Consider the following 26,247-nt stretch of genomic DNA (forward strand, 5'->3'; position numbering starts at 1 on the left):
TCTCTCTAGAAGTTGAAATACAGAAACTCGCTGATGCGGTTAATGTAAAGCAGCGAGAAGACGAACAGCGAGGCGACGGCGACGGCCGTGCGCCAGGTCGGGCGGAAGGAAGCGCCCAGCTGCGACGAATTGTTGAATGCGAGCACGATCGGCAGGAAAAGCGCGAGCAGCAGGAGCGTCGGCGCAAGCGTCTTGAGATCGACCAGCGAGATCCCCTGCAGGCCGCTCATTCCTTTGAGAATGCGAAGCGCCTGCCCCCAACTGTCCGCACGGAAGAACACCCACGTCGCATTGATGAACATGAAGGTAACGAACCACGCGAGCCATCGGGGCAGGGGGCGGCCAAGCTTGCTCCAGAACCGGTGAACGACCTGTCCGACGCCGTGCATCAGACCCCACAGGATAAACGTCCACCCCGCGCCGTGCCACAAGCCTCCGAGCAGGAACGTCACGACGAGGTTGCGCAGCATGACGGCCTCTCCCCGCCGGTTACCGCCGAGCGGAATGTAGATATAGTCCCGCAGGAAGCGGCTGAGCGTCATATGCCAGCGCCGCCAAAAATCTTGGATACTGAGCGCCTTGTACGGCGAATTGAAGTTTTGCGGCAGCTTGATGTTGAAGACGAGCGCCGCGCCGATTGCCATGTCGGTATAGCCGCTGAAATCGTAATAGAGCTGGAAGGTATAGGACAGCGAAGCCGTCCAGGAGGCGAAGAAATGCGTCGCGTTCGCGAAGCCGTCGTTCGCGGCGGCCGCGAAGGTATCGGCGATGACGACCTTCTTGAACAGGCCGATGCAGAAGATGTATACGCCCCGGGACGCGTTGCCCCACTGCCAGACTTTATTGCGCAGGCGGTCGAATTGCGGCATCATCTCGCTGTGATGCAGGATCGGCCCGGCGATCAGATGGGGATAGAACGTGACGAACAGCATGTAGCTGACGAGATTATATTCGGTCGCTTTGCCCTTGTAGGCATCGGCGAGATAGGCGATTTGGGTGAAGGTGAAGAAGCTGATGCCGAGCGGGAGGATCAAGTGAAGCGCCGGGAAGGCATGTCCGGTCCAATCCGAGAGGCTGCCGAGGAAGAAATCGGCGTACTTGTAATAGCCGAGCAGCAGCAGGTTGCCGGCAATGGCGGCCGCGAGCAGCCATTTTCCGCCGCGCCCGCGCTCGGTTCCCGCTGACCTGGCCTGAATGAGCCGGCCGAACGCGTAGTTGAAGGCGATCGACCCCAGAATCAGCGGCAAATAGCGGATGTCCCACCAGCCGTAGAAGAAGAGCGAGGAGATCGTCAGCCAGCATTTGGAGGCGAACACGAGCCGGAAGCGGTTGAGCAGGAAGTACACGGCGACGGACAGCGGCCAGAAGGCGAAAATAAAGACGTAGGTGTTGAACAGCATCGAGGCGCACGCTCCCTGCGTAACGGATGGTTGAGGCGATGAATGCTCGTAATCGTAACTCTCGAATCGTAACTCTATTATACAGGAACGTCAGAACCTGGAAATAGGTTGCGCTGGCCGGACGCCTGTTTTTGGAGCGGATGCGGGAAGAAACGCTCTATTCGTGGTATAGTAGAGTAGAATAGCATGCTTACGGTAGACGGAAGGAGACGATCGCGATGACAAGATTTCTGTTTGAATACGAAGTGCCGGCCACGGGGAAGAAGGCCACGTTCAGCTGGATCGGCAAAAACGAAGAAGAAGCCCGCGCCGCGGTTCATGCCAAGGTAGCCGATTTTGAATTTATGGAATTAAGCGATATCGTGATCGGGGCCATGATCGAAGCGAAAGAAACGACAGGCAACCAATATTACGAATGCGAAGGCTGCAGCGCGTAAGCGGGGATTTCTGCATGCCAGGTTATCAAAAGGCAGCCGAATCGATAGTCGATTCGGCTGCCTTTTTCATTTCCGATATGCGAGACGCCAAGGTCAGATCGGGCGTTTGCAGCTAAGCCTGATCCACGTCGTACAGCCGTTTGCGATACTCGCTCGGCGTCTGGTCGGTCCATTTCTTGAACACCTTGCTGAAATATTTCTCGTCCTGGAAGCCCGCCATTTCCGCGATCTGGGTAATCTTCAGATGGGGACTCGCGAGCAGCATCTTCGCCCGGTTGATCCGGCAGGTCGTGATATAGTCGGAGACATTCTGATTCAGCTCCTGCTTGAACTTGCGGGAGATATATTCGCGGCTCAGATGGAAGCGTTCCGATATGCTCTGAAGCGTCAGGTCCTCGTGCGCGAACTGCTCGATATGCGCCGCGATGTCGCGGATCGTGCTGCCTTTCTCGCTGCCGGCCTGCAGCCTCTTCGCCGTCTCGCAGGCCTCGCGGACGAAGGTCTCCTTCCACGCGCCGTAATCGAAGCCTCCGTCCGCATCGACGGGAATCGTCTCTTCGTCCTGTTCCGGGTACGGAATCGTCGTATCCGCGACCTGCGCGCTGCCTTCCCAGATGGACGACGCAAGCCGGAATTCCTGCCGCCATAGGAGCAGCTGCTCCGGCGTCAGCTTCGCGCGAGCGTCCAGCGCTTGGAACCAGGGCTGCAGCGCCTTCCGAATACCGTCGTCGGCGCCGCTCTGGACGGCCAGCCGGACGCGTTCCTCGTAAGCACTGAAGAAGAGGGCGGGTCCGGTATCCCCGCCCGCCGCGGGATCGAAGATGTGAATGTGCTTGCCCTGGCGCAGCAGATTACGCTGCAGGAGCGCGGTCCGCGCCTGGCGGTACGAAGCGGCGAGCCCTTGCGGGAATTGCACCTGCTGGCCGACGCCGAACGCGAAGCGGGCTTTGAACGCGGCGTGCAGCGCGTCATTGAATTCCACGAGCAGGCTGCACGCGTCATCAAGCCGGTCCCAGAACAGCAGGACGATCTCTTGATGGGCGCCGACGTTATGGCGGAAGGCCTGTCCGCAGCGGTGCTCGCCGAGCAGCTCGCCCGCGATGTTCGCCACGGCGAAAGCCAGCAGGTCGCTGCCGTCCGCGCCGAACTTGGCCGCGAGCAGCGGCGGAGCGGAGTCCAGCTCCAGCACCGCGATTCGAATCGCGGCAAGCGGCGCCGAAGCATCCCGGCCGCGAAGCGAGGCCGCGAATTCCTGCGCCGACCCCGTTCCCTTGAGCAAGGCCCCGAACTGCTGCTCCGCATACACCGGCTTCAGCCGGTTCAGCTCCATATCGATTCCGCGGGAGCGGGAACGGTGCCCTTCTTCCGCGCGCCAGCTCTCCAGCGCCCGCTCGACGGCGGCGTTCAGCTGGACGGGATCGATCGGCTTGAGAATATAGTCCATGCCGCCGTACTGCACGGCCGTCCGGACGAGCTCGAAGTTGTCGTGGCCGCTGACGACGATGACTTTGCTCTCCGGCGCATGCTCCGCCGCCCAAGCCATCAGCTTATCCCCACCAAGCACCGGCATCATCATGTCGGTGAACACGAGCGCCGGCCGCTCGGCTTGAATGAGCGCGATGCCGGCTTGACCGTTGTCGGCCTCCAAGACGGTATCGATCCCGAACGCGGACCAGTTGACGAGCAGGGAAATCGCCTCCCGGACATGGCGTTCGTCGTCGACGATCAATGCTTTCATGCTTCTTTCTCCTCCTTGGCGTGCGGGATATGGAGCGTTACCGAGAATCCGTGCGGATGCAGCTGCTGGACGCTGAGCGAGGCATCCGGACCGAACGACAGGCGAAGCCGGGACAGAATGTTGCGCAGCCCTATGCCGTTATCCGAGCCGACCGCGCCATCCGGCCGATCTTCCTCTTGAATCGCCGCATTCAGCCCCGCAAGCTTCTCCGCCGGCATGCCGCATCCGTTATCCGATACGACGATGGTCAGCGATCCGTCTTCGCCGAGCGAGCTCGCGATGACGAGCTGGGCAGGCCGCTCCGACGGCGAGAAGCCGTGCTTGAAGAAGTTCTCGACGAGCGGCTGCACGATCATCTTGGGCATCCGGATATCGCGCGTCCTTTCGTCGATCATCAGGATCACGTCGAGCGACTTATCGAACCGTTCCTTCTGCAGGTCGAGGTAAGCCTGCACGTAATCGAGCTCCTGGCTGAGCGTCACCTCGGCGTCCGCCATGTTCATCTGGTACCGCATCATTTTGCCGAGCGACGTTACCAGGCCGTACACCTCCTTGTTGCCCTGCTGAAGCGCGACGGTACCGACGGATTGCAGGGCGTTGTAGAGGAAATGCGGGTTGACCTGCGCCTGCAGCGCCTTGAGCTGAATCGTCTTATTGGCGAGCTCGAGCCGGTATTCCTTCAAGATCAAATTGTTGATCGTCTGCATCATCGAACGGAATCGCTTCGCCAGCAGCCCGATCTCGTCGTTGCTCTGAATGTCGATCTGCACGCCGAGATTGCCGGAGTCGATCTTGTTGACGTAGCCGATCAACGCGAGCAGCGGCTTCGTGAACCGGAACGAGATGATCAAGGTGGCAATGACCGCCACGCCGAGGAAAGCGGCCCCGACCCACATGTTCAGCCATGCGGTCTTGTTGGCGGCGGCGTACAAATGGCTGTCCGGCGTCTGCTTGATCAAGAACCAGTTCATGTAGGGGGTGCTGACCTGCTGGTAGAAAATCATCCCCTTGAAGCCGTCATGATCCCACTTGAAATGCCCTTGCTCGGCGCCGGCGCCGGCCGCGGTCCGAAACCAGCCGTCGTCCAGCCGCTGACCTACGTAATCGGGCTTCGACGACAGGATGAGCGCGCCGCTTTGGTCCACCACATAGAAATTTTCATTGCCGGCATCGTACAGCTGGCTGTTCAGATCGCTCAGCACGCTCGTCTTCACGTCGATCGTCAGCTCCGCGAGCTGCTTGTCGCTCGGTGCGAGGAAGATCGGGCGGTGCAGCGAGAAGACGGGCTCCTCCTCCACCGGCGACTTGATGGGCAGGCCGTAGTTATGGCTGATATGCGTCGGTTCGATATAGGTTTTGGGCGCCATGGCGATCGTATTCGGTTCATGCTTCCCGACCTTGATGTCGTCGTTCCACAGCAGGTAGCTCGTATTTTGGGCGGCGACGTACAGCCGGATTTTATAAAATTCCTTCATGCTCTGATAAATGTTGTACAAGTGGTCCTTGAGCAGATTGCGGTTCTCGATGACGTCGCTGATCCCGTTCGGGAACGATTCGTCCTCGAGGTTGTGCTCGAGCAAATAATACAGCGACCGCGGCACGTTCATCGAATTGTAGACGGCGAGCGACTTCTGGTTGATGTTGTTCATATAGTTCACGATGTTCGCGCTGCCGAGCGAGAGCAGGCGATTATTCTTCGTAATCGCTTCTTTCGTGATGGATGAGCGGGTCTCGTGATAGGAAATCGCGATGGATGCGGCGATGGGCACGATGGTCGCGATCAGGAAGAGCAGCATCATTTTTTTGCGGATCGTGGCGTTCTTGAACAGGCTTCGGGCGGACAAAGCGGCGCGCCTCCTTTGCCGGATGCGGATTTTAGCTATAAACATACGTCAAGGAAGCGAGAGCGGTCAATATCGGCAGATCAATATATTCCACCTTGCAGTTCACGATCTTCCGTCGAAGGGAACGGCGGTTCGCGGCTATACTAAGTACCATGAGTAAGGAGAGGGGACATCTTTGTGCATAATACGAGAAGCAGAACCAGATGGAGCGAATGGCTGCAGCAGATGGTGTTCGTCGGGCCGGGGCTGCTTATTTTCCTGTTGATCGTGGCCGTACCTTTTTTCATGGGCTTTTATTATACGTTTACCGAATGGAACGGGCTTGACCTGAACAATGCCAAATGGACGGGCATGACGAATCTGAAGCGCATCTTCACGGATGACGGCCGGTTCTGGACGGCTTTCGGCTTCACGGCGAAATTCACCGTTGCCGCCGTGGTCATCACGAACGTGCTGGCGCTCGCGCTCGGCATGCTGCTGACCCGGAACCTGAAGGGCCGCAGCGTGCTGCGGGTTATCTTCTTCCTGCCGAACGTCATCGGCGGCTTGCTGCTCGGTTATATCTGGTACTTCATCTACACGCGCGGTTTCGCGGCCATCGGCGAAGCGACCGGCTGGCATCTGTTCAACCTGCCATGGCTGGGCACGCCGGCCACCGGGTTCTGGGGCATCGTCGGCGTCTTCGTCTGGCAGACCTCCGGCTACATGATGATTATCTATATCGCCGCCATTATCGGCGTGCCGAAGGACTTGTCCGAAGCCGCCCGGATCGACGGCGCGTCGGCGTGGCAGACGTTCCGCAGCATTACGTTCCCGCTGATCATGCCGGCGATCACGATCTGCTTGTTCTTGACGACATCCAATGCGTTCCGCGTATTCGATCTGAATCTATCCTTAACCGGCGGCGGGCCGGGTTATTCGTCGGAATCGATCGCGCTGAACATTTACCGCGAGGCCTTGACGAACAGCCGCTACGGCCTCGGCACGGCGAAAGCGATGATCTTCTTCTTCGCCGTCGCGCTCATTACCGTGACCCAGGTTTGGGTGACGAAGAAGAGAGAGGTGGAAGCTTAAGATGGAAACCAAACCGCGCTATTCGCCGCTGCTGCTCGGGCTCGAGCTGCTATGCTTCCTGCTTGGCCTGGCGTTTCTGATGCCGTTTTATTTTCTTATCATCAACTCGTTCAAGAAGCTGGGCGCCATTCTCCTGAACGCGGCGTCGCTGCCGGACAGCTGGGGCTTCGGCAATTTCAAGCGCGCCTGGGTCGCGATCGATTTTCCCGTCGTCTTCATGCATTCCTTCGTGATCACGTCGCTCAGCGTCGGCTGCCTCGTCGTGGCTGCGAGCATGACGGCTTACCGGCTCGTGCGGAAGCCGACGACGTTCAATAAGCTGCTGTTCACGATCTTCGTGGCCGCGATGATCATTCCGTTCCAATCCGTCATGCTGCCGCTGATGCGCATTACGTCGCTGTTCGAGCTGCGGGGACATGTGTACGGCATCGTCATCTGCTATATCGGCTTCGGCATCTCGCTGTCGGTGTTTCTGTTCCACGGCTTCATCAAGTCCGTGCCGCTCGAGATCGAAGAGGCGGCCGTCGTTGACGGATGCACCCCGTACGGATTATACTGGCGCGTCGTCTTCCCGCTGCTGAAACCGATCTCCGTCACGGTGATCATCCTGAACGTGCTGTGGATTTGGAACGATTATTTGCTGCCGGTGCTGGTCATCAACGATGCCTTCACGACGATTCCGCTGGCGGTGCAGAAGTTTTTCGGCCAATATTTGCGCAAATGGGACTTGGCGATGGCGTCGCTTACGCTCAGCACGCTTCCGGTCATTGTTTTCTTCCTTTTCCTGCAAAAACATATTATCGAAGGCATTACAGCTGGATCAGTAAAAGGTTAATATGCCATACTAAAACCCTATTAATTCCTTATTGAAAGCGTAAATCAAAATATTACACCTTGCAGTTCAATTTATTCGGTGTTTGTCACGAAGCATTCACAATATAATCATCCATGTAGTCACAATTCATTTGGGAGGTAACCCATGAAAAAGATTCTTGCACTTACGTTTGCGACCGCTTTGATCGCGAGCGGCTGTTCCAGCAACAACGGGGGTAACACGAATAACGCAGCAGGCGGCAATGCGGCCGATACCGGCAATGCCGCAGCGAATACGAACACGAACACGGCGACAAATACAAACAAGCCGAAAGAAGACGTCACGATTAAAGTATTTCAATTCAAAGTCGAAATTTCGAATGCGCTTGCCAAAATGGCGGAAGAATACGAGAAAGAAACCGGCGTGAAGGTGGAAGTCGAAACGCACGGCGGCGGCGAGGACTACAGCGCGCTGCTCAAGGCGGAGCTGGCGGCAGGCGAAGAGCCCGAGATCATCACGTCGTCCGGCTGGTCCGGCTTCGATCCTTACGCGGACCGCGCGGTGGATCTGTCGAACGAACCGTGGGCGAAGGATCTGGTGGACGCTTCCCGCGCCCAAATTACCCGCGACGGCAAGCTGCTCGGCATGCCGATGAACCTCGAAGCTTACGGCATTACGTACAATAAGGATCTGTTCGCGAAAGCCGGCATCGCGGAGCTGCCGCAAACGCTCGACGAGCTGGAAGCGGACTGCAAGAAGCTGCAGGAAGCGGGCATTATTCCTTTCGCGCTGACGAACGAATGGTGGTCGCTCGGCATTCACACGCTGAACATCGCGAACGCGACGCAAGCCGATCCGGCTGCCTTCATCGACGCGGTGAAAGCGGGCACGAAGACGTTCAAGGACGATGCGCACACGAAGGCATGGGTTCGCCTCGTGGACATCATGTTCGCGAACGGCCAGAAAGCCGCGCTGACGACGGACTACAACACGCAGGTCGCTGAATTCGCCGCAGGCAAGTATGCGATGATCCAGCACGGCAACTGGATCCAAGGCATGGTGGACGAAGTGAATCCGGACCTCAACCTCGGTCTGATGCCGGTACCGACCGAAGACGGCAAGCCGAACGTGTTCACGGGCGTGCCGAGCAACTGGGTCGTGAACAATAAATCGAAGCATCCGGATGAGGCGAAAGCGTTCCTCAACTGGATGGCCACGTCCGAGACGGGCAAGAAATTCGTCGCGACGGACTTCAAATTCATCCCGTCCATCTCGTCCATCCCGGCTGACCCTGCCGCGATCGGCAAGATCGGCGCAGACTTCGCGGCCTTCTCCGCGGCGCATCCCGATCAAGTCAAAGGCTGGCAGTGGGACCGGTTCCCGGATGGCATCACGCAGCAGTTCGGCGCGGCGATGCAGGACTACATGGGCAAACGAATCAAAGCCGATGAGCTGCTTGGGCGGTTTGACAAAGCGGTTGCTGATATTGTGAAGAAGTAGGTGAGAAGAGCAGGACCTGCGGTCGGTATGGGTTTCCAAGCTTATACTTTCAAAGTAGGTTTTCTTACGAAAACCCTCAGCTGTTGTAGTCGGATTTCTTGAATTGGTAAATTCAGAAATGGTTGAAATCCGACTACAAAGGCGAACGCTTGAGGTGATTGGTTTGCGTTGCCTGTCGGAAGACAGGAAATGCAGCATTCACCGGCTTCGTAAGCATAAGCATCGCTCCAACTCCATACCGACCTCCGGTCCCTCTTTCACCACTTTGTGTGGGGAATGAAAGCCGCCTGACCCTTGCAGTACTCGGGGTCAGGCGGCTTTGTTTTGCTGGCAGGCGGCTGAAACAACAGGCTGCCTCGCGCTGATTATAGGGTATGACCGTAACTTTTTCCGACGTCTCACGTCTATTTCAATGCCATATGGGATAAATTAACAAACACTGTTCGCCTGCCTTACCGTAAACAACGAAAGGAGGGTTTCTCGTCATGCCATCCAAAACCGAAAAGGAAAAGATGATCAGCGGGGAGCTTTACAACGCCGGCGACCCGGAGTTGGTACAGGAGCGGTTACGTGCGCGCCGAATCTCGCGGTTGTTCAATGAGTCGCTCGAAACGGAGGATGAACGAAGAAGAGAGCTCCTCGGGGAATTGTTCGGTTCAACGGGCTCCCGTTATTACGTTGAGCCGACCTTTCGCTGCGATTACGGCTACAACATCCATGTCGGCGAGAATTTCTATGCGAATTTCGATTGCGTGTTTCTCGACGTGTGCGCGATTCGATTGGGCGATAACTGCTTTCTCGGCCCCGGCGTGCATATTTACACCGCGACGCATCCCTTAGATGCCGAGGAGCGAATATCCGGAGCGGAATTCGGCAAGCCGGTCACGATCGGCAGCAGCGTATGGATCGGCGGCCGCGCAGTCATTAACCCGGGCATTACGATCGGTAACAATGCCGTTATCGCTTCGGGAGCGGTCGTGACGAAGGACGTCCCCGACAATGTAGTCGTCGGCGGAAATCCGGCCAAGGTCATCAAGCTTATCGGTGTCGTACAGGATCGCGAGCCATCGAACTAATCGCAGCCCTGTATACGATCGGATTACAATCGCAGCATGGGCGCATGCGTAAAACAGGCCGAGGCCGTACCCGTTCGAGGTACGCTTCGGCCTGTTTTCGCAGACAAGGTTTTTAGGACAAGGGGTTACTCGCCGTCCAAGGCGTCCAGAACGGCCTTCGCGCCGTACGTTGCCGTCATGTCATCATGCTCCGTCATGCCCGGGGATGCTGCCGCCGGGCGGGATTTGTCCAAGTATAGCATACTTTCGAGGCGTTATGGGAATGGGGAATAGAACAGCGGATGAACGAAAACCAGCCGAAGCGCAGAAGCGCTTGGGCTGGTTTTTTTATGCGGATCGCGCCTGCAGCCTATACCAAGCCCCGCTCCATCGTCTTGACGATGAGGTTGGCGAACAAGCCGTCACACCTCGCTGCCACGCGCAATATGTATCATTTGCATGGGGGACGGCGAGTAAAATACGACACATTGCGCCCCGGAAGACAGCTGCCCGGGAAAGAGGGATGAATGGCCGAAAGCCTTGCCGCGCCTGAGGCGGCGCGCCGAACGGACATGACAATTCATATTCGACATATATACGATCGCCCGCGAAATTTTCTAGTATAGGACGTATGAACGGGCAGGGCGTTTATGAATACGCTTGCTCGGGGGATCATCGTCCGCCTTCATTAGGAATACGGAAGCGGGGTCAGGGGTCAAGGGAAAGGAGTCGGTAGGTGTTGAAAGCAAGTCAAGAGGTGGCGCTTCGGACGCAGCTTGGAACGACGAACAGGAAGACGTCCTGGCGAAGAAAAATCCTGCACAATTGGGAGCTGTACTTGTTTATAGCGCCGTGCATGCTGTACTTCATCATCTTTAATTACGTGCCGATGTACGGGGTTCAGATCGCCTTCAAAAATTTCCTGCCCGTCAAGGGCATCGCCGGCAGCGATTGGGTCGGCTTCGATCACTTCGAACGGTTCTTTCATTCGTATTATTTCTGGGATCTCCTGTGGAACACGTTCAGCATCAGCTTGTACGAACTGGCGATCGGATTCCCGCTGCCGATCCTATTGGCGCTGGCATTCAATGAAATCAAGAACGGCCTGTTCAAGCGAAGCGTGCAAACGGTTACGTACGCGCCGCACTTCATCTCCATCGTCGTCATGGCGGGGATGATCATCACGTTCCTGAGCCCGTCGTCGGGAATCCTGATCCGCATGATCGAGTGGGTCGGCCTGCAGCCGGCGAGTTTCCTGGAGGATCCGCGCTGGTTCAAGACGGTCTACGTCCTCTCGGGCGTGTGGCAGAGCGCGGGCTGGGGCACGATCATCTATCTGGCTGCCTTGTCGGCCGTCGATCCGCAGCTGCACGAAGCGGCGATCGTCGATGGAGCAAGCCGTCTCAAGCGGGTGCTTCATATTAATATCCCGACGATCATCCCGACGATCGCGATCCTGTTGATCCTCAACGTGGGCAACATCCTCGGCGTCGGGTACGAGAAGATCCTGCTGCTGCAAAACTCGTTGAACATCGAATCTTCCGATGTCATATCCACCTTCGTCTACAGGTCGGGCTTGCTCAGCAACCAGCTCAGCTTCTCCACGGCAGTCGGCTTGTTCAACTCCGTGGTCAATGCAATCCTGCTCTTGACGGTCAACCGAATTGCCAAAAAGACCAGCGACAACAGTCTCTGGTAGTTAGGAGGACGCATCGATGGTATCGGCAATCAAAGAATCCAAAGGGGACAAGCTCTTCCTCGTCCTCGTCTATCTCTTCTTGACGGCGGCGCTGATCGTCGTGCTTTACCCGCTGATCTACATGGTCAGCGCATCGATCAGTACGCCGAAGTACGTGAACTCCGGTGAGATGTGGCTGCTGCCGAAAGGGTTGACGCTGGAAGGCTACAAGCTCGTGTTCGGGAACGCCAAGATCTGGGTGGGCTACCGCAATACGATCGTCTACACCGCCATCGGAACGCTCATCAACTTGGCGGTGACGCTGCCGGCCGCGTACGCGCTCAGCCGGAGCGACTTCGTCGGCCGGAAATTCTTCATGATCGTGATTCTCGTGACGATGTTTTTCAGCGGCGGCCTGGTGCCGACGTATCTGGTCGTGAAGAATCTCGGCCTGATCAACTCGATGTGGGCGCTGATCCTGCCGGTCTCCGCTTCCGTATGGAACATCATCGTGGCCCGGACGTTCTTCCAGTCCACGATCCCGAAGGAGCTGCAAGAAGCGGCGCATATCGACGGCTGTACCAACATGCGGCTGTTCATGCGCATCGTGCTTCCGCTGTCGGCGCCGATCATCGCGGTCATGGCGCTGTTCTACGGCGTGGGACACTGGAACAGCTACTTTACCGCCCTGATCTATCTCAACCAAGAATCGAAGTTTCCGCTGCAGATGGTGCTTCGGCAGATCCTGGTGCTCCAGCAGATGGGCGCGGAGACCAACGGCGCGGTGCTGAACGGCGATGCGGCGAGTCTGGCCGCCTCCAAGGCGGAGATCGCCTCGCTCGTGAAATACGCCGTCATCATCGTGTCTACGCTGCCCATCATCGCGGTTTATCCGTTCCTGCAGCGTTATTTCGTGCAAGGCGTGATGATCGGGTCGGTGAAAGGCTGACGGGCAGGCAGTCGAAAGGCACGCCGAGCGTTCGTCCGAACGCTGGCGCTGCCAGGCATAAGTAACCGAGGATCAGGCCATTCCCTACTCGAATGAATCGCTGCATATGGCCCGAGCGGTCATTCTATGAAGGGACTGCCGCAATCTTCGTTTATGATAGATAGCAACAGAATGCGAACAATAAGGAGGAGCACATGCATGAAAACAGGTAGAAGAGGGTTGAATCTGCTGCTCGCGGGCACTTTGCTGGCCGGCGTGCTGGCCGGCTGCAGCTCGACAGAGAAAGAGACGGGCAGCAAGGCGGGCGCCGCCGCGGACAACGTGAACAAGGAAGGCTTTCCCGTGGTCAAGAAGCCGCTGACGCTCTCCATGATGGGGCCGGACGTCGGCATTCAGAACTGGGACAAGATGCCCCTGTTCGAGGAAATGGAGAAGCTGACGGGCATTCATATGACGTTCCAAAACGCGCCGAAGGACGCCTTCGAAACGAAGAAAAGCCTCGTGTTCGTCAGCGGCAATTATCCCGATATTTTCTATGCGGCCGGATTGACCCCGGCGGAACAAATGAATTACGGCGAGCAGGGCATTCTCGTGCCGCTCGAGGACTTGATCGACAAGTACGCGCCCAACGTCAAGAAGATTCTCGACGAGAACCCGGATATTCGCAAGTCGATTACCGCGCCGGACGGCCATATCTACGCGCTGCCGGTCATTGAATTCAACCAGCCTTGGTACCGCAATCCGCTGTGGTACAACGGCGAATTCCTGAAGGCGCTCGGAGTGAACAAGCTGCCGGAAACCACGGAGGAGCTGTACGCGTACTTGAAGCGGGTCAAGAACGAGGATCCGAACAAGAACGGCAAGCCGGACGAAATTCCGCTGTCCTCCGCTTCCCCGGGCAACAGCCTGCGCGATATCCGGACGTGGCTGCTCGGCGCCTTCGGCATCTACGAGGAAGAGATTTACGTGGACGACAACGAGAAGGTGCACTATACGCCGATCGAGGCGGGCTACAAGGAGTACCTGGCCTACCTGAACCGGCTGTGGAACGACAATCTGCTCGACCATGAGAGCTTCTCGCAGACGAGCGAGCAGCGCGAAGCCAAAGCGCGCAACGATCAGCTCGGCTTGTTCTCGTCCTGGACGGCCTTCCAAATGATGGGCGAAGAGCCGAACACCGACGACCCGATGTTCAGCCCGGTGAAGAGCGACTCCGTGGATAAGCCGGCTATCGCCAAGAACAAGGGCATCAACACCGGCGCGTTCGCCATCTCGAATACGAATCCGTCGCCCGAAGCATCCATACGCTGGATCGACTATTCGTACTCCGTTGAAGGCGCGACCCTGTTCAACAAAGGACCGGAAGGCATTCTGTGGAAATACACGGACAAAGCCACGTTCAAGAAGGAATACCTGCCGGTGCCGGGCGGCGGCGACCGCGAGGAATACCGCGGCAAAATCACGCCGAATTACGGCATTCCGGCTCCGACGATCAACCTGAAGGAAATCGATAACGGCCTGCTGGGCGACGTGGACGCCTGGATCGCCAACGAGACCAAGACCAAGCTGCTCGACCGCGGCGCGCGCATCCCGTTCCCGGTGCTGTTCCTGACGCCGGACGAACAAGCGGAGGTAACGGCCATGACGTCCGACCTGAACACGTATGTGCGTCAGATGGAAGCCAAGTTCGTCACCGGCGCGGAGCCGATGACCGGCTGGGACGGCTACGTCGGCACGATCAAGAAGATGGGCGGCGAACGGATGGCCGAGATCTACCAAACCGCTTACGACCGCTGGAAGTCCAACTAACGGCGGATGCATTCATCGCCCGAAAACTCTCCGAGGGCTCATGCTGCCGGAGAGTTTTTCTTTCCGCGGATCCAACCGCGAACGTACCACCATACGACTGCACAGGAGGAATATTGTCATGAACATCACCAGACATCCCGCCAACCCGATCGTGGTTCCCGGCGGATTCGAATGGCGGAAGGCGACGGTCTTCAATCCGGCCGTCATCCTGGACGGGGATAAGTTTTATATGATCGAGCGTACCGCCGGCTCGCTGACCCCGTGCAAAAACTATCTCGGCCTGCTGGAGAGCGAGGACGGGGTGCATTTCACGCACGTGAAAGACGAACCGATCCTGACGCCGGACGAGCTGGGCTTCCCGTACGGCAGCGTGCAGGATCCGCGCGTCGTCAAGATCGACGGCACGTTCTACATGAACTACGCGCTGCGGCCGTGCGCGATGAATTACTATCCGACGAACACCGGCGTTCCGGAGCGCTCGTTCCCGAAGTATCCGGACGGCTGGGGCGAGCAGGAAGGCCACTGGCTGACCCGCTCGTCCATCGTCAAGTCGGACAACCTCGTCGACTGGGCGTTCGTCGCGGATACGACCGAGCTGGATATCAACGACCGCGACAATATCTTGTTCCCGGAGAAGATTAACGGTAAATATGCCCTGCTGCGGCGTCCGGAAGAATATATCGGCGAAGCGTACGGCACGGAGAAAGCGGCCATGTGGATTACGTATTCCGACGATTTGATCAACTGGGAGCAGCCGAAGCTGCTGGCCAAAGCCGAGAACATGGCTTGGGAGTCCCGCAAGATCGGCGGTTCGACGCCGCCGATCAAGACGGACAAGGGCTGGCTCGTGCTCTACCACGGCGTCGACGACGAGATCGTCTACCGGGTCGGAGCGCTGCTGCTCGATCTCGACGACCCGGAGAAGATCATCGCCCGGACGCACGACTTCATCATGGAGCCGGAGACGTATTACGAGAAGTTCGGCTACCAGATTCCGAACGTCATCTTCCCGACGGGCAACGTCGTCAAGGACGGCCTGCTGTATATCTATTACGGCGTGACGGATACGGCCATCGCGCTCGCGACGGTCCCGCTGGACGAGCTGGTGGCGCATATACTGAGCGGGCCGAAGTCTTAGGAGACCCTGCGGGTTGGAAGAAACAGGAGCTGTCCCGGACGTCGAAGGACGGGGACAGCTCCTGTGGTTTGACGGAAGCGGAGGTGAAGGTGAATTAATTCGCTTCGAAGATCGGGACGCCCGCGCCGTGCAGCTTGCGGTATTGGCCGGGGGTATGGCCGGTTTCCTTCTTGAATTTGCGGATGAAGTTCGGCGCGTCCAGGTAGCCGACGCGCTCGATGATGTCCTTGAGCGGCGCGCTCGTATGAAGGAGCTGGCGAATCACTTCCCGGAGACGGCATTGCCAGATATACTCCGTGAAATTGCAGCCGATCTTCTCTTTGAAGCTGCGGCTGAGGTATGACGTGGAGGTATCGTACTTGAGGGCGATATGCTCCAGGCTGAGCGTATAATCGGCGTAATTCTGTTCGACGTAGGCGACGATCTCGTCCATAAGCGACGGCTGGACCGTCTCGCTCTGGCGCGAGGCCGCATGGCAGATGCGCTTCGCGAGCGAGCAAAGCTTGCTCTCCAGTCCCTCCAGCGTCTCGAAGGCATGCAGCGACGAGATATCGGCTCGCGCCTCGTCCATGCCGAGCTCGGCGGCGGTTCGCAGCAGGGAATTGAGCACGTCGAAGCATTGGCATCGCAGCAAGCCGGCGGGCAGCGTTTCGGTCTTGAGCTTCGCCATCATGCTCGCGATCAGCTGGAGCGCCGTGGCTTCGTTGCCCTGCTTGAGGCTCTGCTCCAGCTTGAGCAGCCATTTCTTGGGGATCCAGGAGCTCTCGCCGGTTTCCGACGGGGTCGCCGGCTCCGTCAGCTCCTCGAAGTAAGCGATCCGGCCGCTGAGCGTCAGCATCCGCTGTTCCAGCGCCGAGGCCGCTTCGAGGAAGGATTGGTTCAGCCCGGACAAGTCGTCGTACAAGGTGCCGACGCCTAGGTTAGGCCGATTGGGCAGCCGTTCCGCCAGCAGCTCGTCGAGCTCGCCGACGACCAGAGCCGCGCGGTTCGCCTCGTCATTGCCGTCCGCCTGCAGCAGCGTTACCATGAGCGCGAGCTGATGGGTGACGGACAGCTCGACGCCGTCGATCTGAGCCTGCAGCCCGGGGAGCTCCAGCCGGCTCAGCCACGCGCGCAGCGCCTGCTGGTCCTCCCACGTCTGCTCGCCGCGGCGCTGCTCGTCCAAGCTGAGGATGATCGCGAAGCAGGCGGCCCGCTCCGGCAGCTCCAGACCGGATTGGACGATCATGCGCTCGATCTCGGGATCGTCCGGCTTGCCGTGCTTGAACAGCAGCATGAGGCATTGGTTGCGCACGAACGGCTCCTGCATGTCGATGCGGGCGTGGTAGTCGTGGATCGTCTGCTTGATCCAGTCCCACTCGTTGCGGATCTTCGGCGTTTCCTTGGCGCCGCCCTGAAGCGAGGCGAATTCCAGCAGGTCGCGGATCGGGTGGTACTGCCTTCTGGCGAGCATCATCGCCGCGGCAATGCCCGTCAACGCCGTGAAGACGAAGACGAGCAGGATGATCGTTCGGATCTGGCCGACCTGTTCGAAGAACTGATAGCTGGGGATGGCCGTGGCATACGTCCAGCCGTTGACCTTGGACTTGACCGAGACGACCGAATAGCGTTCGCCGTCCAGCTTCAAGCCGTGAATGCCCGGCTCGAGCGCACTCAGCGACGTCAGGTCTTGTCCGCGCAGCGCTTCGCCGCGGTAATTGGAGGTCAGCACTTCGCCCGTTCCCGAGAAGATGTAGCTGCTTCCGGAGAAGTCGTTCAGGATGGCGTTCATGACGCCGGTAAGCCGGTCTTCTTTGATCAAATAGAGCACGGTGCCGTACGGGTAAGGATCGTTCGTCTTGATCGGGACGAGCATCGCCAGCATGCCTTCGCTGCGCGAGCCCATGGTGACGTTCTCGGCCGGCCGCACGGTGTTGAACGCCGTACCGTTGAGCGCCTGCTTGACCTCCTGCGGCTGCCAGCGATCGAACCGGAACAGCTTGTCGAAGACGAGGTCGAGATCGGTCATCCCTAGATTGGAGTAGATCCGATCGTCGCCGCGGTAGTAGAGAAACAGTTCGTCCAATATGGAGTTGTTGGTCTTGTACCGAGCTAAGGAGGCGATGGCGCCGCGGCTGTAATAGGGATGCGAGACCATGAATTTGGTGAGATTCTCGTCGAAGGAGATGTTGCTGGCGGTCTCCAGCAGGTTGGTCATCTGCGTGTCGATGGATTGTCTCACCTGGTTCAGCTGGTTGACGTTGGACTGCTCGATCTCGGCGCGCAGATTGGCCGTCGCGTTATGGTAGATGACGAAGGTGACGCCCGAAAGCGGAACCAGAAAAATGAGAATGTAAGATAAGGTGTAGGTGACGAGAAGCCTCGACTTGAAGCGGCTCCAACTGAAGCGGATGCTCGATGTCAGGCTGGACGGCGTTATGGATAATTTCACGAGGACCTCCTGGAAATAAGATTGCCGGGCGTATGAGTTGGGCAGATCAATTCGGCGATCTAATTTGGCGTGTCGAAGCATCGCGCTTTCGATATCGCAATCTGCCTGTGCAAGGCGAGATGCCTTATAACGCCGGCAAGTATGCGCTTTCTTAAACCGTTCTTTGCCCCCCGCGGGGGAAGGATGAAGGATAGACCCTATTGTCCTAAGCGAATGTCTAACGAATGTGTTGATGTTTAAACATTATAACGTTATGTTCATTTAATTGCTAGGATGTGCTAAGCTAATGAACAAATAGAAGACAACGTCTAGGCGCGCTGTCACGCGAAGAAAGGACGCATCCAGAGCATGGGAATCGTACTGCGCAAGATGAAACGGATGGACGGACAAGAAGCCGATATCGTGATCGAGGGCGGCCGGATCGCCGCGATCGTCCCTTCGGGAACGGGGGAAGGCGAGGTCGTCGCCGAAGGCGGCTGCGTATCGGACGGCTGGATCGACATGCACGTGCACGCCTTCCGCGAGTTCAAGCCTTACGGGGACGCGATCGACGAGATCGGCGTCAAGCAGGGCGTCACGACGATCGTGGACGCCGGCAGCTGCGGCGCGGACCGGATCGGAGAGCTGCGGGAGGCGGGAAGCCGCGCGGCCACCAGACTGCTGGCTTTCCTGAACGTCTCGCGCATCGGCCTCGAGCGCGTCGACGAGTTGTCGAATCCGGCATGGCTCGACGAGAACGCCATTAACGAGGCGGTGCGGGCCTATCCGGAATTCATCGTCGGGCTGAAGGCGAGGATCAGCCGCAGCGTCGTGAAGGAGCAGGGCATCGAGCCGCTCCGGCGCGCGCGCCGGTTCTCCGAAGCGACGGGCTTGTCCCTCATGGTCCATGTCGGGTCGGGACCGCCTGCGATCGGCGAGGTCATCGCGCTTCTGGCGCCGGGCGACATCGTGACCCATTATTTGAACGGCAAGGCCAACAATCTCTTCGATAATCAAGGGAGGCCGCTGCCCGCGCTGCTGGACGCGATCGACCGCGGCGTGCATCTGGACGTCGGGCACGGAACGGCCAGCTTCTCGTTCCGCGTGGCGGAGCAGGCTCGCGCGGCCGGGCTGCCGCTGCACACCATCAGCACGGATATCTACGAGAGCAACCGCATCGGCGGGCCGGTCTACAGCTTGGCCGACGTGATGAGCAAGTTTCTCTATCTCGGCTACAGCCTCCGGGAGGTCGTAGACGCGGTGACGGTCAACGCTGCGCAATGGCTCGGACGGCCGGAGCTCTGCGGGCTGAAGGTCGGCGGAACGGCCGATCTGACGCTGTTCGACGTCGTGAAGGGGAGCAGGACATTGGTGGATTCCGAAGGGGCTTCGCGTACGGCGGACACCTACATACAAGTCAAGGGAGCGGTTATCGATGGATCATACTTTGCATGCTAAATACGGATTGAAACGCGTCGTCAACGCCAGCGGCCGGATGAGCATCCTCGGCGTATCGGCACCGACGGACGGCGTCATGAACGCGGTCAAGACGGGCGGCCAGAGCTACGTGGAGATGGCCGATCTGGTGGACAAGTCCGGCGCTTACGCGGCCGGGCTGCTGCATGCCGAAGACGCGGTCATCGTCAATTCCGCCTCCAGCGGTATCGCCATGACCGTGGCGGCCGTCGTCACGCGCGGCGACAAGCGGGCGAGCCTGAAGCTTCACCAAGAACTGCCCGAGCATAACGAGATTATTCTGTTCAAGGGTCATAACGTCCAATACGGCGCTCCGGTGGAGACGATGGTCGCGCTCGGCGGAGGCAAGCTCGTCGAGGTCGGCTACGCCAACGAAGGCCGCAAGGAACATCTGGAGATGGCGATCAACGCGCGCACGGCGGCGATCCTGTTCGTGCAGTCGCATCACTGCGTCCAGAAGAACATGATCAAGGTCGAGGATGCCTGGGAAGTGGCGCAGCGATGCGGCGTGCCCCTCATTGTCGATGCCGCGGCCGAAGAGGATTTGCGCAAATACGCGACCTGCTCGGACCTGGCCATCTTCAGCGGATCCAAGGCGATCGAAGGCCCGACCTCCGGCATTGTCGCGGGCAAAGCCGCTTATGTCGGCTGGGTGAAGACGCAGCTGCACGGCATCGGCCGCGGCATGAAGGTCGGCAAGGAGTCGATCTTCGGACTGCTGCAGGCGCTGGACGAGTATTTCGTCAAGGAAGACAAGAGCGCGGAAGAGCGCGCGGCTCTGGCGGCCCTCGACGTGCTGGGCGAGCTTCCCGGCGTGAGCGTCGGCATCGTCCAGGACGAGGCGGGACGAGCCATCTTCCGCGGACGCATCCAGATCGACGAAGCGAAGGCGGGCCTGTCCGCGCGGACGGTCAACGACGGGCTTCGCGGCGGCGGCATCGCGGTCTATACGCGGGACTACGGCTTGGCGCAGGGGTATTTCGATCTCGATCCGCGTTCGCTTCAAGGCGACGATCTGCAAGTCATCATCGCGCGCATCCAGGAGATTATCGGGGGGAGACACTAACGCATGGCTACTATTCATAACCGGTTATACAAGAACAAAGCAGCGCTGAACGTGCTGGCGGGAAGCGTCGACAACGCGCGCGCGGTCTACGAAGCGGCGGAGGGTTACGTCCTCGTCGGCGTGCTCTCCAAGGCTTACGCCGATGCTCCGTCCGCTGTCGAAGCCATGAAACGGTACGGCGCGTCGATCGAAGACGCGGTATCGATTGGACTCGGCGCGGGAGACAACCGTCAAGGGGCGGTGGTGGCGGAGGTCGTCCGGTCGTACGAAGGCAGCCACATCAATCAGATCTTCCCTGCCGTCGGCGCCACCAGCGCCAACCTGGGCAGCCGCGACAGCTGGATCAACGCGCTCGTGTCGCCCTGCGGACGGCCGGGTTACGTGAATATCTCGACGGGCGTGTTCAGCGCGGCCGCCGAGGAGAAAGCGATCGTCCCGGTCAAAGCCGCGATCGCGCTGGTCCGGGATATGGGCGGGCATGCGCTGAAATATTTTCCGATGCAGGGACTGAAGCTCGAGGAAGAGTACCGCGCCGTCGCCAAGGCATGCGGCGAGGAAGGCTTCGCGCTGGAGCCGACCGGCGGCATCGACCTGGACAACTTCGGGAGAATTGTGGAGATCGCGCTGGAAGCGGGCGTTCCGCGGGTCATTCCGCATGTCTACTCGTCGATCGTCGATCCGGCGAGCGGCGATACGCGCGTGGAGGATGTGCGGACGCTGCTCGGCGAACTGAAGGGACTGGTAGATCGTTATGTCTAGGATCGCCGCGTTCGGCGAGGTGATGATGCGCCTGGAGACGCCGGGCTACTCGACGCTGTCGCAGAGCGGGAGCCTCGCGTACTCCTTCTCGGGGAGCGGGGTCAACGTCGTCTCGGCGCTGTCCCGCTTCGGCCATGAGACTTACTTGGCCAGCACGCTGCCGGACAATTCGCTGGGCGACGCCGCGCTGTCGTATCTGCGCAAGCTGGGCGTTCAGACGACGTTCGTGAACCGGGGCGGCCGTTACGTCGGCATGTATTTCCTGGAGCGCGGCTTCGGGATCCGCCCGGGCAAGGTCACGTACACCGACCGGCTCGGCAGTAGCTTTAACACCGTGCCCCATGACCCGGCCGACTGGGAACGGATCGCCGATGCAGTGGACGCGGTGCATTTCTGCGGCATTACGCTGGCGATGAACGAGCTTGCGCGCACGCAGATCAAACGGCTGGCGAGCGTGGTCAAGAGCCGCGGCGGCAAGGTGATTTTCGACTGCAACTACCGTCCGTCGCTATGGGGCGAAGACGGCCATGCCCGGGCCAAGCCGCATTATCGCGAGATGCTGGAGCTGGCGGATATCGTCTTCATGAACGAGAAGGACGCGCTGCTGACGCTTGGCATGACCAGCAGCAGCGGCGCCGAGGATCCGTTGTCGCAACTGCTCGAGCTCATCCCGCAAGTGGCGAAGCAATACGGCATCGGTACGATTGCCGGCACGCATCGCCGCGTTAACGCGGATAATACCCACACGTTGACCGGCTATTTGCACGCGGATGGGGCATTTTGGTTCGCGCAGCCGTCCACCTTCGCGGTATACGATCGGGTCGGCGCCGGCGATGCGTATGCGAGCGGCATCATGCACGCCTGCCTGCGCGGCGACGATCCGCAATACGCGGTCGATTATGCGACGGCGGCGGCGGTGCTCGCGCACACGGTGCACGGGGATACGCCGCTGGCGTCGGAAGCCGATGTCGTGAAGGCGATGTCCAGAAAGGCCGGCGACATCGAACGGTGAGACGGGGGAGCGGAGGAAGGGGAGCGGAGATGAGCATCACGCGCAAGAAAGGACCGCTGTATCTGCAGGTCAAGAAAATCGTCAAGGATCGCATTCTCCACGGCGTCTATCCGCTCGGCGGCCACATCCCGCCCGAGCCTCAGCTGGAGAAGGAGTTCAACGTCAGCAAGATGACGGTGCGCAACGCGATCCGCGAGCTGGCGGAGGAAGGATACGTCGAGAAGAAAAGCGGCGTCGGCACCATCGTCCTCACGAACATGTCGATCTCGCGCCTCTCCAAGGGCAAACGCTTCACCGAGCTGCTCGTGGAAGAGGGACACCGCTTGGAGAAACGGCTCATCTCGACCGCCCGCGAGCGCCTGGCGCCGGGTACGGAGCTGCATGGCCTGCTGGGACCGAAGGCGATTCGCATCGAGCGGCTGTACGTATTGAACGAGCGTCCATACCTTCACATCCGTCACTACCTCGCCGATGCCGTGTGGCCCAAGTCGCGGCAGGAGAGGGGCGAGCTGCCGTTCGAATCGCTGTACGACCTGCTGGAAGAGCAGGGGATCGTGCTGGACAATTTCCGCGACGCCTTCTCGGTCGGCACGGCATCCGCCGAGACCGCCGGCCTGCTCGGCGTGCCGGAAGGGACGCCGCTGCTCGTTCGGCTTCGCCGTACTTATGATGTCGAGGGTCGGCTTGTCGAGTACAGCGTCGGGTATTATCAGACGGAGCAGCAGCCGTATTTGGTCAGCTACGACAAGTAAGGACCGTCTTGCGCGGAATTCGCAGGAGGACCTGCAAAGCGGAGGCAGCGTACCGTGTAATTGAAGCAGTTGAAGCAGTTGAAGCAGTTGAAGCAGTTGAGCAGTTGAGGAAGTTGAGGCAGTTGAAGCAGTTGAATCAGTTGAAGCAATTGATGCAAATTGTAGCAAGAAGCAGGGAGCGGTAGTCTTCTCACTCCGGATATCTTTCTATAGCATGGAATATGGCGCCCGCGGGTCTAACCCTGCGGCGCTGTTTGCCGTTTCCGCCGATTACGGATCCGCTTCCCTTCCTCCATTCTCCCCCCTGGAACAGCCCTCCCCCCGTGCTCGAAAATTTCGTGCCGAGGCTTGGCATGGCGGCAGAGCCCGCAGGCTGGTGGAGCGGCGCTCACGTCCATCGCGTCACGCCTATCGGTAACTTCATTCGCAGAGGCCGGAGCAGCCGCCGACGTGGAAGTAATTATTTTCCATGATTGAAATCCATGTCATCCGGTTAATTTAAATGGTCGCTTATTGCCTCATCCGAATAATTGGTACTTTGAATCAAATAATCAAATGATTATAATACATTATTTGGAAAAGTAAAGACGTAAAGGACGGATACTTCATGATTGTAATGAAAAACATCAATAAAGTGTACGCCGATGGTTATCAAGCATTAAAGAATATCAATCTGGAATTCAAGCAGGGCGAACTGACCGTCCTGATCGGGCCAAGCGGCTGCGGGAAATCGACGACGATGAAAATGATCAATCATCTCGTCACGCCGACAAGCGGTTCGATCTTGATTAACGGCAGGGACACGCGCGAGATCGATACCGTCGAGCTGCGGCGCGACATCGGGTACGTCATTCAAAGCATCGGCTTGTTCCCCCATATGACGATCGGGCGCAATGTCGGGGTCGTCCCTCGGCTGAAGAAATGGAAGGCCGACCGCATCGAGCGGCGCGTCGACGAGCTGTTGAAGCTCGTGGGGCTCGATCCGGACACGTACCGCGACCGTTATCCATCCGAGCTGAGCGGCGGCCAGCAGCAGCGAATCGGCGTCATCCGCGCCTTTGCCGCGGATCCGGATATCATCCTCATGGACGAGCCGTTCAGCGCGCTCGATCCCATCAGCCGCGAGCAGCTGCAGGACGAGATCGTCCGGCTGCAGCAGGAGCTGCACAAAACCATTATTTTCGTCACGCACGACATGGACGAGGCGCTCAAGATCGCCGACCGGATCGTGCTCATGAAGAGCGGGGAAGTCGTGCAAAGCGATACGCCGGAGCGGATATTGCGGCATCCCGCCAATGAATTCGTCGCTTCCTTCATCGGACAGAAGCGGCTGCACCAGGAGGATCTCCTCTATGACAGCCCGACCGTTAACGAGGTCATGGTGAACCAGCCCGTTACCGCGTATCCCAACAAAGGATTGGCGGAAGCCATTACCATTATGGAACGGCGCAAGGTCGATACGCTGTTCATCATCGACCGGCAGCGGCAGCTGAAAGGCATCGTGTCGATCTATAACGTGCTGGAGCACTACGGGGACGAGAACATTACGGTGGCCGACGTCATGAAGCCCGTCCGATATTTCATTCGAAGCGGTTCCTTGCTGTCGGAGCCGGTAGAGATGATGAGTCACAATCAACTGTCCCACGTGGCCGTCATCGACGACCAGGATCGTCTCGTCGGGCTGGTCACGAGGGGCAGCATCGTGCGCCATCTGGCCGAGATCCTCCCGACTTCCGAGGAGGCGGTGTAACGAATGGCTGCTTATTGGTCTTTCCTGCAGGAACGCAGCTCCGACATTCTGCATGCGCTGGGCCAGCATCTGGCCCTGTCGCTCACGGCTATCCTTCTAGGTACCCTCTTCGCGGTACCGCTCGGCATCGCGCTTGTATATAACCGGGTAAGATGGATCAACGTCAGCGTGTTCTTCGTCGCGAATCTGCTGCAGACCGTGCCGAGCCTGGCTCTCCTCGCCGTGCTTATCCCCCTCATGGGGATCGGCACCAAGCCGGCGGTCGTCGCGCTGCTGCTGTATGCCATCATGCCGATTCTGCGCAATACCTATGACGGCTTCGAATCCGTCGACCGCAACGTGCTCGATTCGGCGCGGGGTATGGGGTACGGAACGATGCAGCGGATCCTGCTTATTCAGCTGCCGCTGTCGCTGCCCTATATCATGTCGGGCATCCGGGTGACGATGGTTTATATCATCAGCTGGGCGACGCTGGCAACCTTGATCGGCGCCGGCGGCCTGGGCCAGCTGATCGTGTCGGGCATGGCGGTCAACAAGCCGGAGCTGATCGTGACGGGCGCGCTGGGCGCGATCCTGCTCGCTTTGCTCGTGGATCAGGTGCTCGGCATCCTCGAGAAATGGTTGACCAGGCGGTTCGGCGGTGCGAGGAGAATGTCGATTTAACATGGAGGACAAGGATGATTGCGAAACTGAACCATACGATAACGCTGCTCGTTCTGTGCGCGATGGCGATGCTGCTCGGTGCATGCGGCACCGGAAATACGTTCACGATCGGCGCGCAGACCTTTACCGAAACCAAAATTTTAGCCGAGATGTACAAAGCGCTGATCGAGGATCGGACGGACGTTAACGTGGAGATCATTCCGGATCTCGCGTCGAGCCCGGTCGTGCTGCAAGCCATCAAACGCAACGACCTTCAGATGGGGACGCTGTATTCCGGCGAAATCTTCAATAACCATTTTCCGATTCAGGATACGAAGGACCGCAAGCAAGTACTGGCGCAAGCGCAGGCGGGCTTCAAGAAATATTACGATCTCGACTGGCTGGACCCGCTGGGGTTCGAGAACACGTATGCGTTTACGGTGCGCGCGGATCTGGCTAAAGCCAAGGGCTACGAGAATATATCCGATATTCAAGCGGATGCGGCAGGCATGCGTCTGGGCGTCGATACGTCATGGCTGGAACGCGCTTCGGACGGCTATCCCGCTTTCTCCGCGTTTTATGGCATCACGTTCGGCAAGGCGTTCCCGATGGAACTGAGCCTCGTCTATAAAGCGGTCGCCCAAGATCAAGTCGATATCGTGCTTGCTTACTCCACCGACTCGCGTCTGAAAGCCTACCGGCTGAAGACGTTGAAGGACGACAAGCATTTCTTCCCGCCCTACGACGCTTCGCCGGTCATTCGCGACGATGCCGCCAAGAAGTATCCGGGCGTGACGGAAGCCGTATCGGAGCTGATCGGGACGATCGACGAACAGACGATGATCGACCTGAACTACGAAGTCGACATCGAGAAGAAGAGCGAACGCGAAGTCGCGCTCGCCTACTTGAAACGAGTCGGCCTGCTCCAAGCATAAGGAGCGGCA

At 58.8% G+C, this 26,247-nt stretch carries 21 protein-coding genes; 17 read left to right on the plus strand and 4 right to left on the minus strand.

Features of this window, described 5'->3' with window-relative positions:
* Positions 1–5: 5 nt before the first annotated feature.
* Complete coding sequence (locus tag GT003_RS06775; protein ID WP_161695753.1) at positions 6–1,400, minus strand: MBOAT family O-acyltransferase; 1,395 nt, start codon at positions 1,398–1,400, stop codon at positions 6–8.
* 218 nt (positions 1,401–1,618) lie between these two features.
* Between GT003_RS06775 and GT003_RS06780 the strand changes: the two genes are divergently transcribed.
* Positions 1,619–1,837 (plus strand): hypothetical protein, encoded by a 219-nt coding sequence (locus GT003_RS06780; RefSeq protein ID WP_161695755.1) that lies wholly within the window; start codon positions 1,619–1,621, stop codon positions 1,835–1,837.
* A 112-nt stretch (positions 1,838–1,949) separates the two neighbouring features.
* Here the strand turns inward: GT003_RS06780 and GT003_RS06785 are convergent, their stop codons facing one another.
* Positions 1,950–3,575 carry a helix-turn-helix domain-containing protein gene (locus GT003_RS06785; protein WP_161695757.1) on the minus strand — a complete coding sequence of 542 codons (1,626 nt, stop codon included), beginning with the start codon at positions 3,573–3,575 and terminating at the stop codon, positions 1,950–1,952.
* Complete coding sequence (locus tag GT003_RS06790; protein ID WP_161695759.1) at positions 3,572–5,419, minus strand: cache domain-containing sensor histidine kinase; 1,848 nt, start codon at positions 5,417–5,419, stop codon at positions 3,572–3,574. Before GT003_RS06790 ends, GT003_RS06785 begins: the two co-directional genes overlap by 4 nt.
* A gap of 225 nt (positions 5,420–5,644) precedes the next feature.
* Between GT003_RS06790 and GT003_RS06795 the strand changes: the two genes are divergently transcribed.
* The 8 genes from GT003_RS06795 (at position 5,645) to GT003_RS06830 (ending at position 15,436) form a co-directional block, all read left to right on the plus strand.
* On the plus strand, positions 5,645–6,493 hold the full coding sequence (locus GT003_RS06795) for a carbohydrate ABC transporter permease (protein ID WP_161696208.1): 849 nt from the start codon (positions 5,645–5,647) through the stop codon (positions 6,491–6,493).
* A 1-nt stretch (position 6,494) separates the two neighbouring features.
* Positions 6,495–7,328 (plus strand): carbohydrate ABC transporter permease, encoded by an 834-nt coding sequence (locus tag GT003_RS06800; RefSeq protein ID WP_161695761.1) that lies wholly within the window; start codon positions 6,495–6,497, stop codon positions 7,326–7,328.
* Between the two features lie 144 nt (positions 7,329–7,472).
* A complete protein-coding gene (locus GT003_RS06805; protein ID WP_161695763.1) occupies positions 7,473–8,807 on the plus strand; it encodes an ABC transporter substrate-binding protein in 1,335 nt (444 codons plus the stop codon).
* A 485-nt stretch (positions 8,808–9,292) separates the two neighbouring features.
* The gene (locus tag GT003_RS06810) at positions 9,293–9,883 is read left to right on the plus strand and encodes a maltose acetyltransferase domain-containing protein (RefSeq protein ID WP_161695765.1); all 591 of its coding nucleotides are present in this window, start codon (positions 9,293–9,295) and stop codon (positions 9,881–9,883) included.
* A 718-nt stretch (positions 9,884–10,601) separates the two neighbouring features.
* Positions 10,602–11,561 (plus strand): ABC transporter permease, encoded by a 960-nt coding sequence (locus GT003_RS06815; RefSeq protein WP_161695767.1) that lies wholly within the window; start codon positions 10,602–10,604, stop codon positions 11,559–11,561.
* Positions 11,562–11,577: 16 nt separating this feature from the next.
* On the plus strand, positions 11,578–12,489 hold the full coding sequence (locus tag GT003_RS06820; RefSeq protein WP_161695769.1) for a carbohydrate ABC transporter permease: 912 nt from the start codon (positions 11,578–11,580) through the stop codon (positions 12,487–12,489).
* 198 nt (positions 12,490–12,687) lie between these two features.
* Entirely contained in the window at positions 12,688–14,298 is a 1,611-nt protein-coding gene (locus GT003_RS06825) for a type 2 periplasmic-binding domain-containing protein (protein WP_161695771.1), read from the plus strand.
* 118 nt (positions 14,299–14,416) lie between these two features.
* Entirely contained in the window at positions 14,417–15,436 is a 1,020-nt protein-coding gene (locus tag GT003_RS06830) for a glycoside hydrolase family 130 protein (protein WP_161695773.1), read from the plus strand.
* A 94-nt stretch (positions 15,437–15,530) separates the two neighbouring features.
* Here GT003_RS06830 and GT003_RS06835 read toward each other — a convergent pair whose 3' ends face one another.
* Positions 15,531–17,867, minus strand: a complete 2,337-nt coding sequence (locus GT003_RS06835) for a helix-turn-helix domain-containing protein (RefSeq protein WP_338045938.1) — start codon at positions 17,865–17,867, stop codon at positions 15,531–15,533.
* A 348-nt stretch (positions 17,868–18,215) separates the two neighbouring features.
* Between GT003_RS06835 and GT003_RS06840 the strand changes: the two genes are divergently transcribed.
* The 8 genes from GT003_RS06840 to GT003_RS06875 all read left to right on the plus strand — a co-directional run bounded on the left by GT003_RS06840 (position 18,216) and on the right by GT003_RS06875 (position 26,238).
* Complete coding sequence (locus GT003_RS06840; protein ID WP_161695777.1) at positions 18,216–19,304, plus strand: amidohydrolase/deacetylase family metallohydrolase; 1,089 nt, start codon at positions 18,216–18,218, stop codon at positions 19,302–19,304.
* Positions 19,282–20,388, plus strand: coding sequence for a DgaE family pyridoxal phosphate-dependent ammonia lyase (locus GT003_RS06845; protein ID WP_161695779.1), 1,107 nt, complete (start codon positions 19,282–19,284; stop codon positions 20,386–20,388). Before GT003_RS06840 ends, GT003_RS06845 begins: the two co-directional genes overlap by 23 nt.
* A gap of 3 nt (positions 20,389–20,391) precedes the next feature.
* Positions 20,392–21,147 (plus strand): 2-dehydro-3-deoxy-phosphogluconate aldolase, encoded by a 756-nt coding sequence (gene dagF, locus GT003_RS06850; protein WP_161695781.1) that lies wholly within the window; start codon positions 20,392–20,394, stop codon positions 21,145–21,147.
* On the plus strand, positions 21,140–22,159 hold the full coding sequence (locus tag GT003_RS06855; RefSeq protein WP_161695783.1) for a sugar kinase: 1,020 nt from the start codon (positions 21,140–21,142) through the stop codon (positions 22,157–22,159). Before dagF ends, GT003_RS06855 begins: the two co-directional genes overlap by 8 nt.
* Positions 22,160–22,188: 29 nt before the next feature.
* On the plus strand, positions 22,189–22,911 hold the full coding sequence (locus GT003_RS06860) for a GntR family transcriptional regulator (protein WP_161695785.1): 723 nt from the start codon (positions 22,189–22,191) through the stop codon (positions 22,909–22,911).
* Between the two features lie 607 nt (positions 22,912–23,518).
* Entirely contained in the window at positions 23,519–24,661 is a 1,143-nt protein-coding gene (locus tag GT003_RS06865; RefSeq protein WP_161695787.1) for an ABC transporter ATP-binding protein, read from the plus strand.
* Between the two features lie 3 nt (positions 24,662–24,664).
* Complete coding sequence (locus GT003_RS06870; protein ID WP_161695788.1) at positions 24,665–25,324, plus strand: ABC transporter permease; 660 nt, start codon at positions 24,665–24,667, stop codon at positions 25,322–25,324.
* 14 nt (positions 25,325–25,338) lie between these two features.
* Positions 25,339–26,238, plus strand: a complete 900-nt coding sequence (locus GT003_RS06875; RefSeq protein ID WP_161695790.1) for a glycine betaine ABC transporter substrate-binding protein — start codon at positions 25,339–25,341, stop codon at positions 26,236–26,238.
* Positions 26,239–26,247: the final 9 nt, after the last annotated feature.

The sequence above is a fragment of the Paenibacillus sacheonensis genome, from assembly GCF_009909195.1.
In the GTDB taxonomy this organism is placed as follows: domain Bacteria; phylum Bacillota; class Bacilli; order Paenibacillales; family Paenibacillaceae; genus Paenibacillus_Z; species Paenibacillus_Z sacheonensis.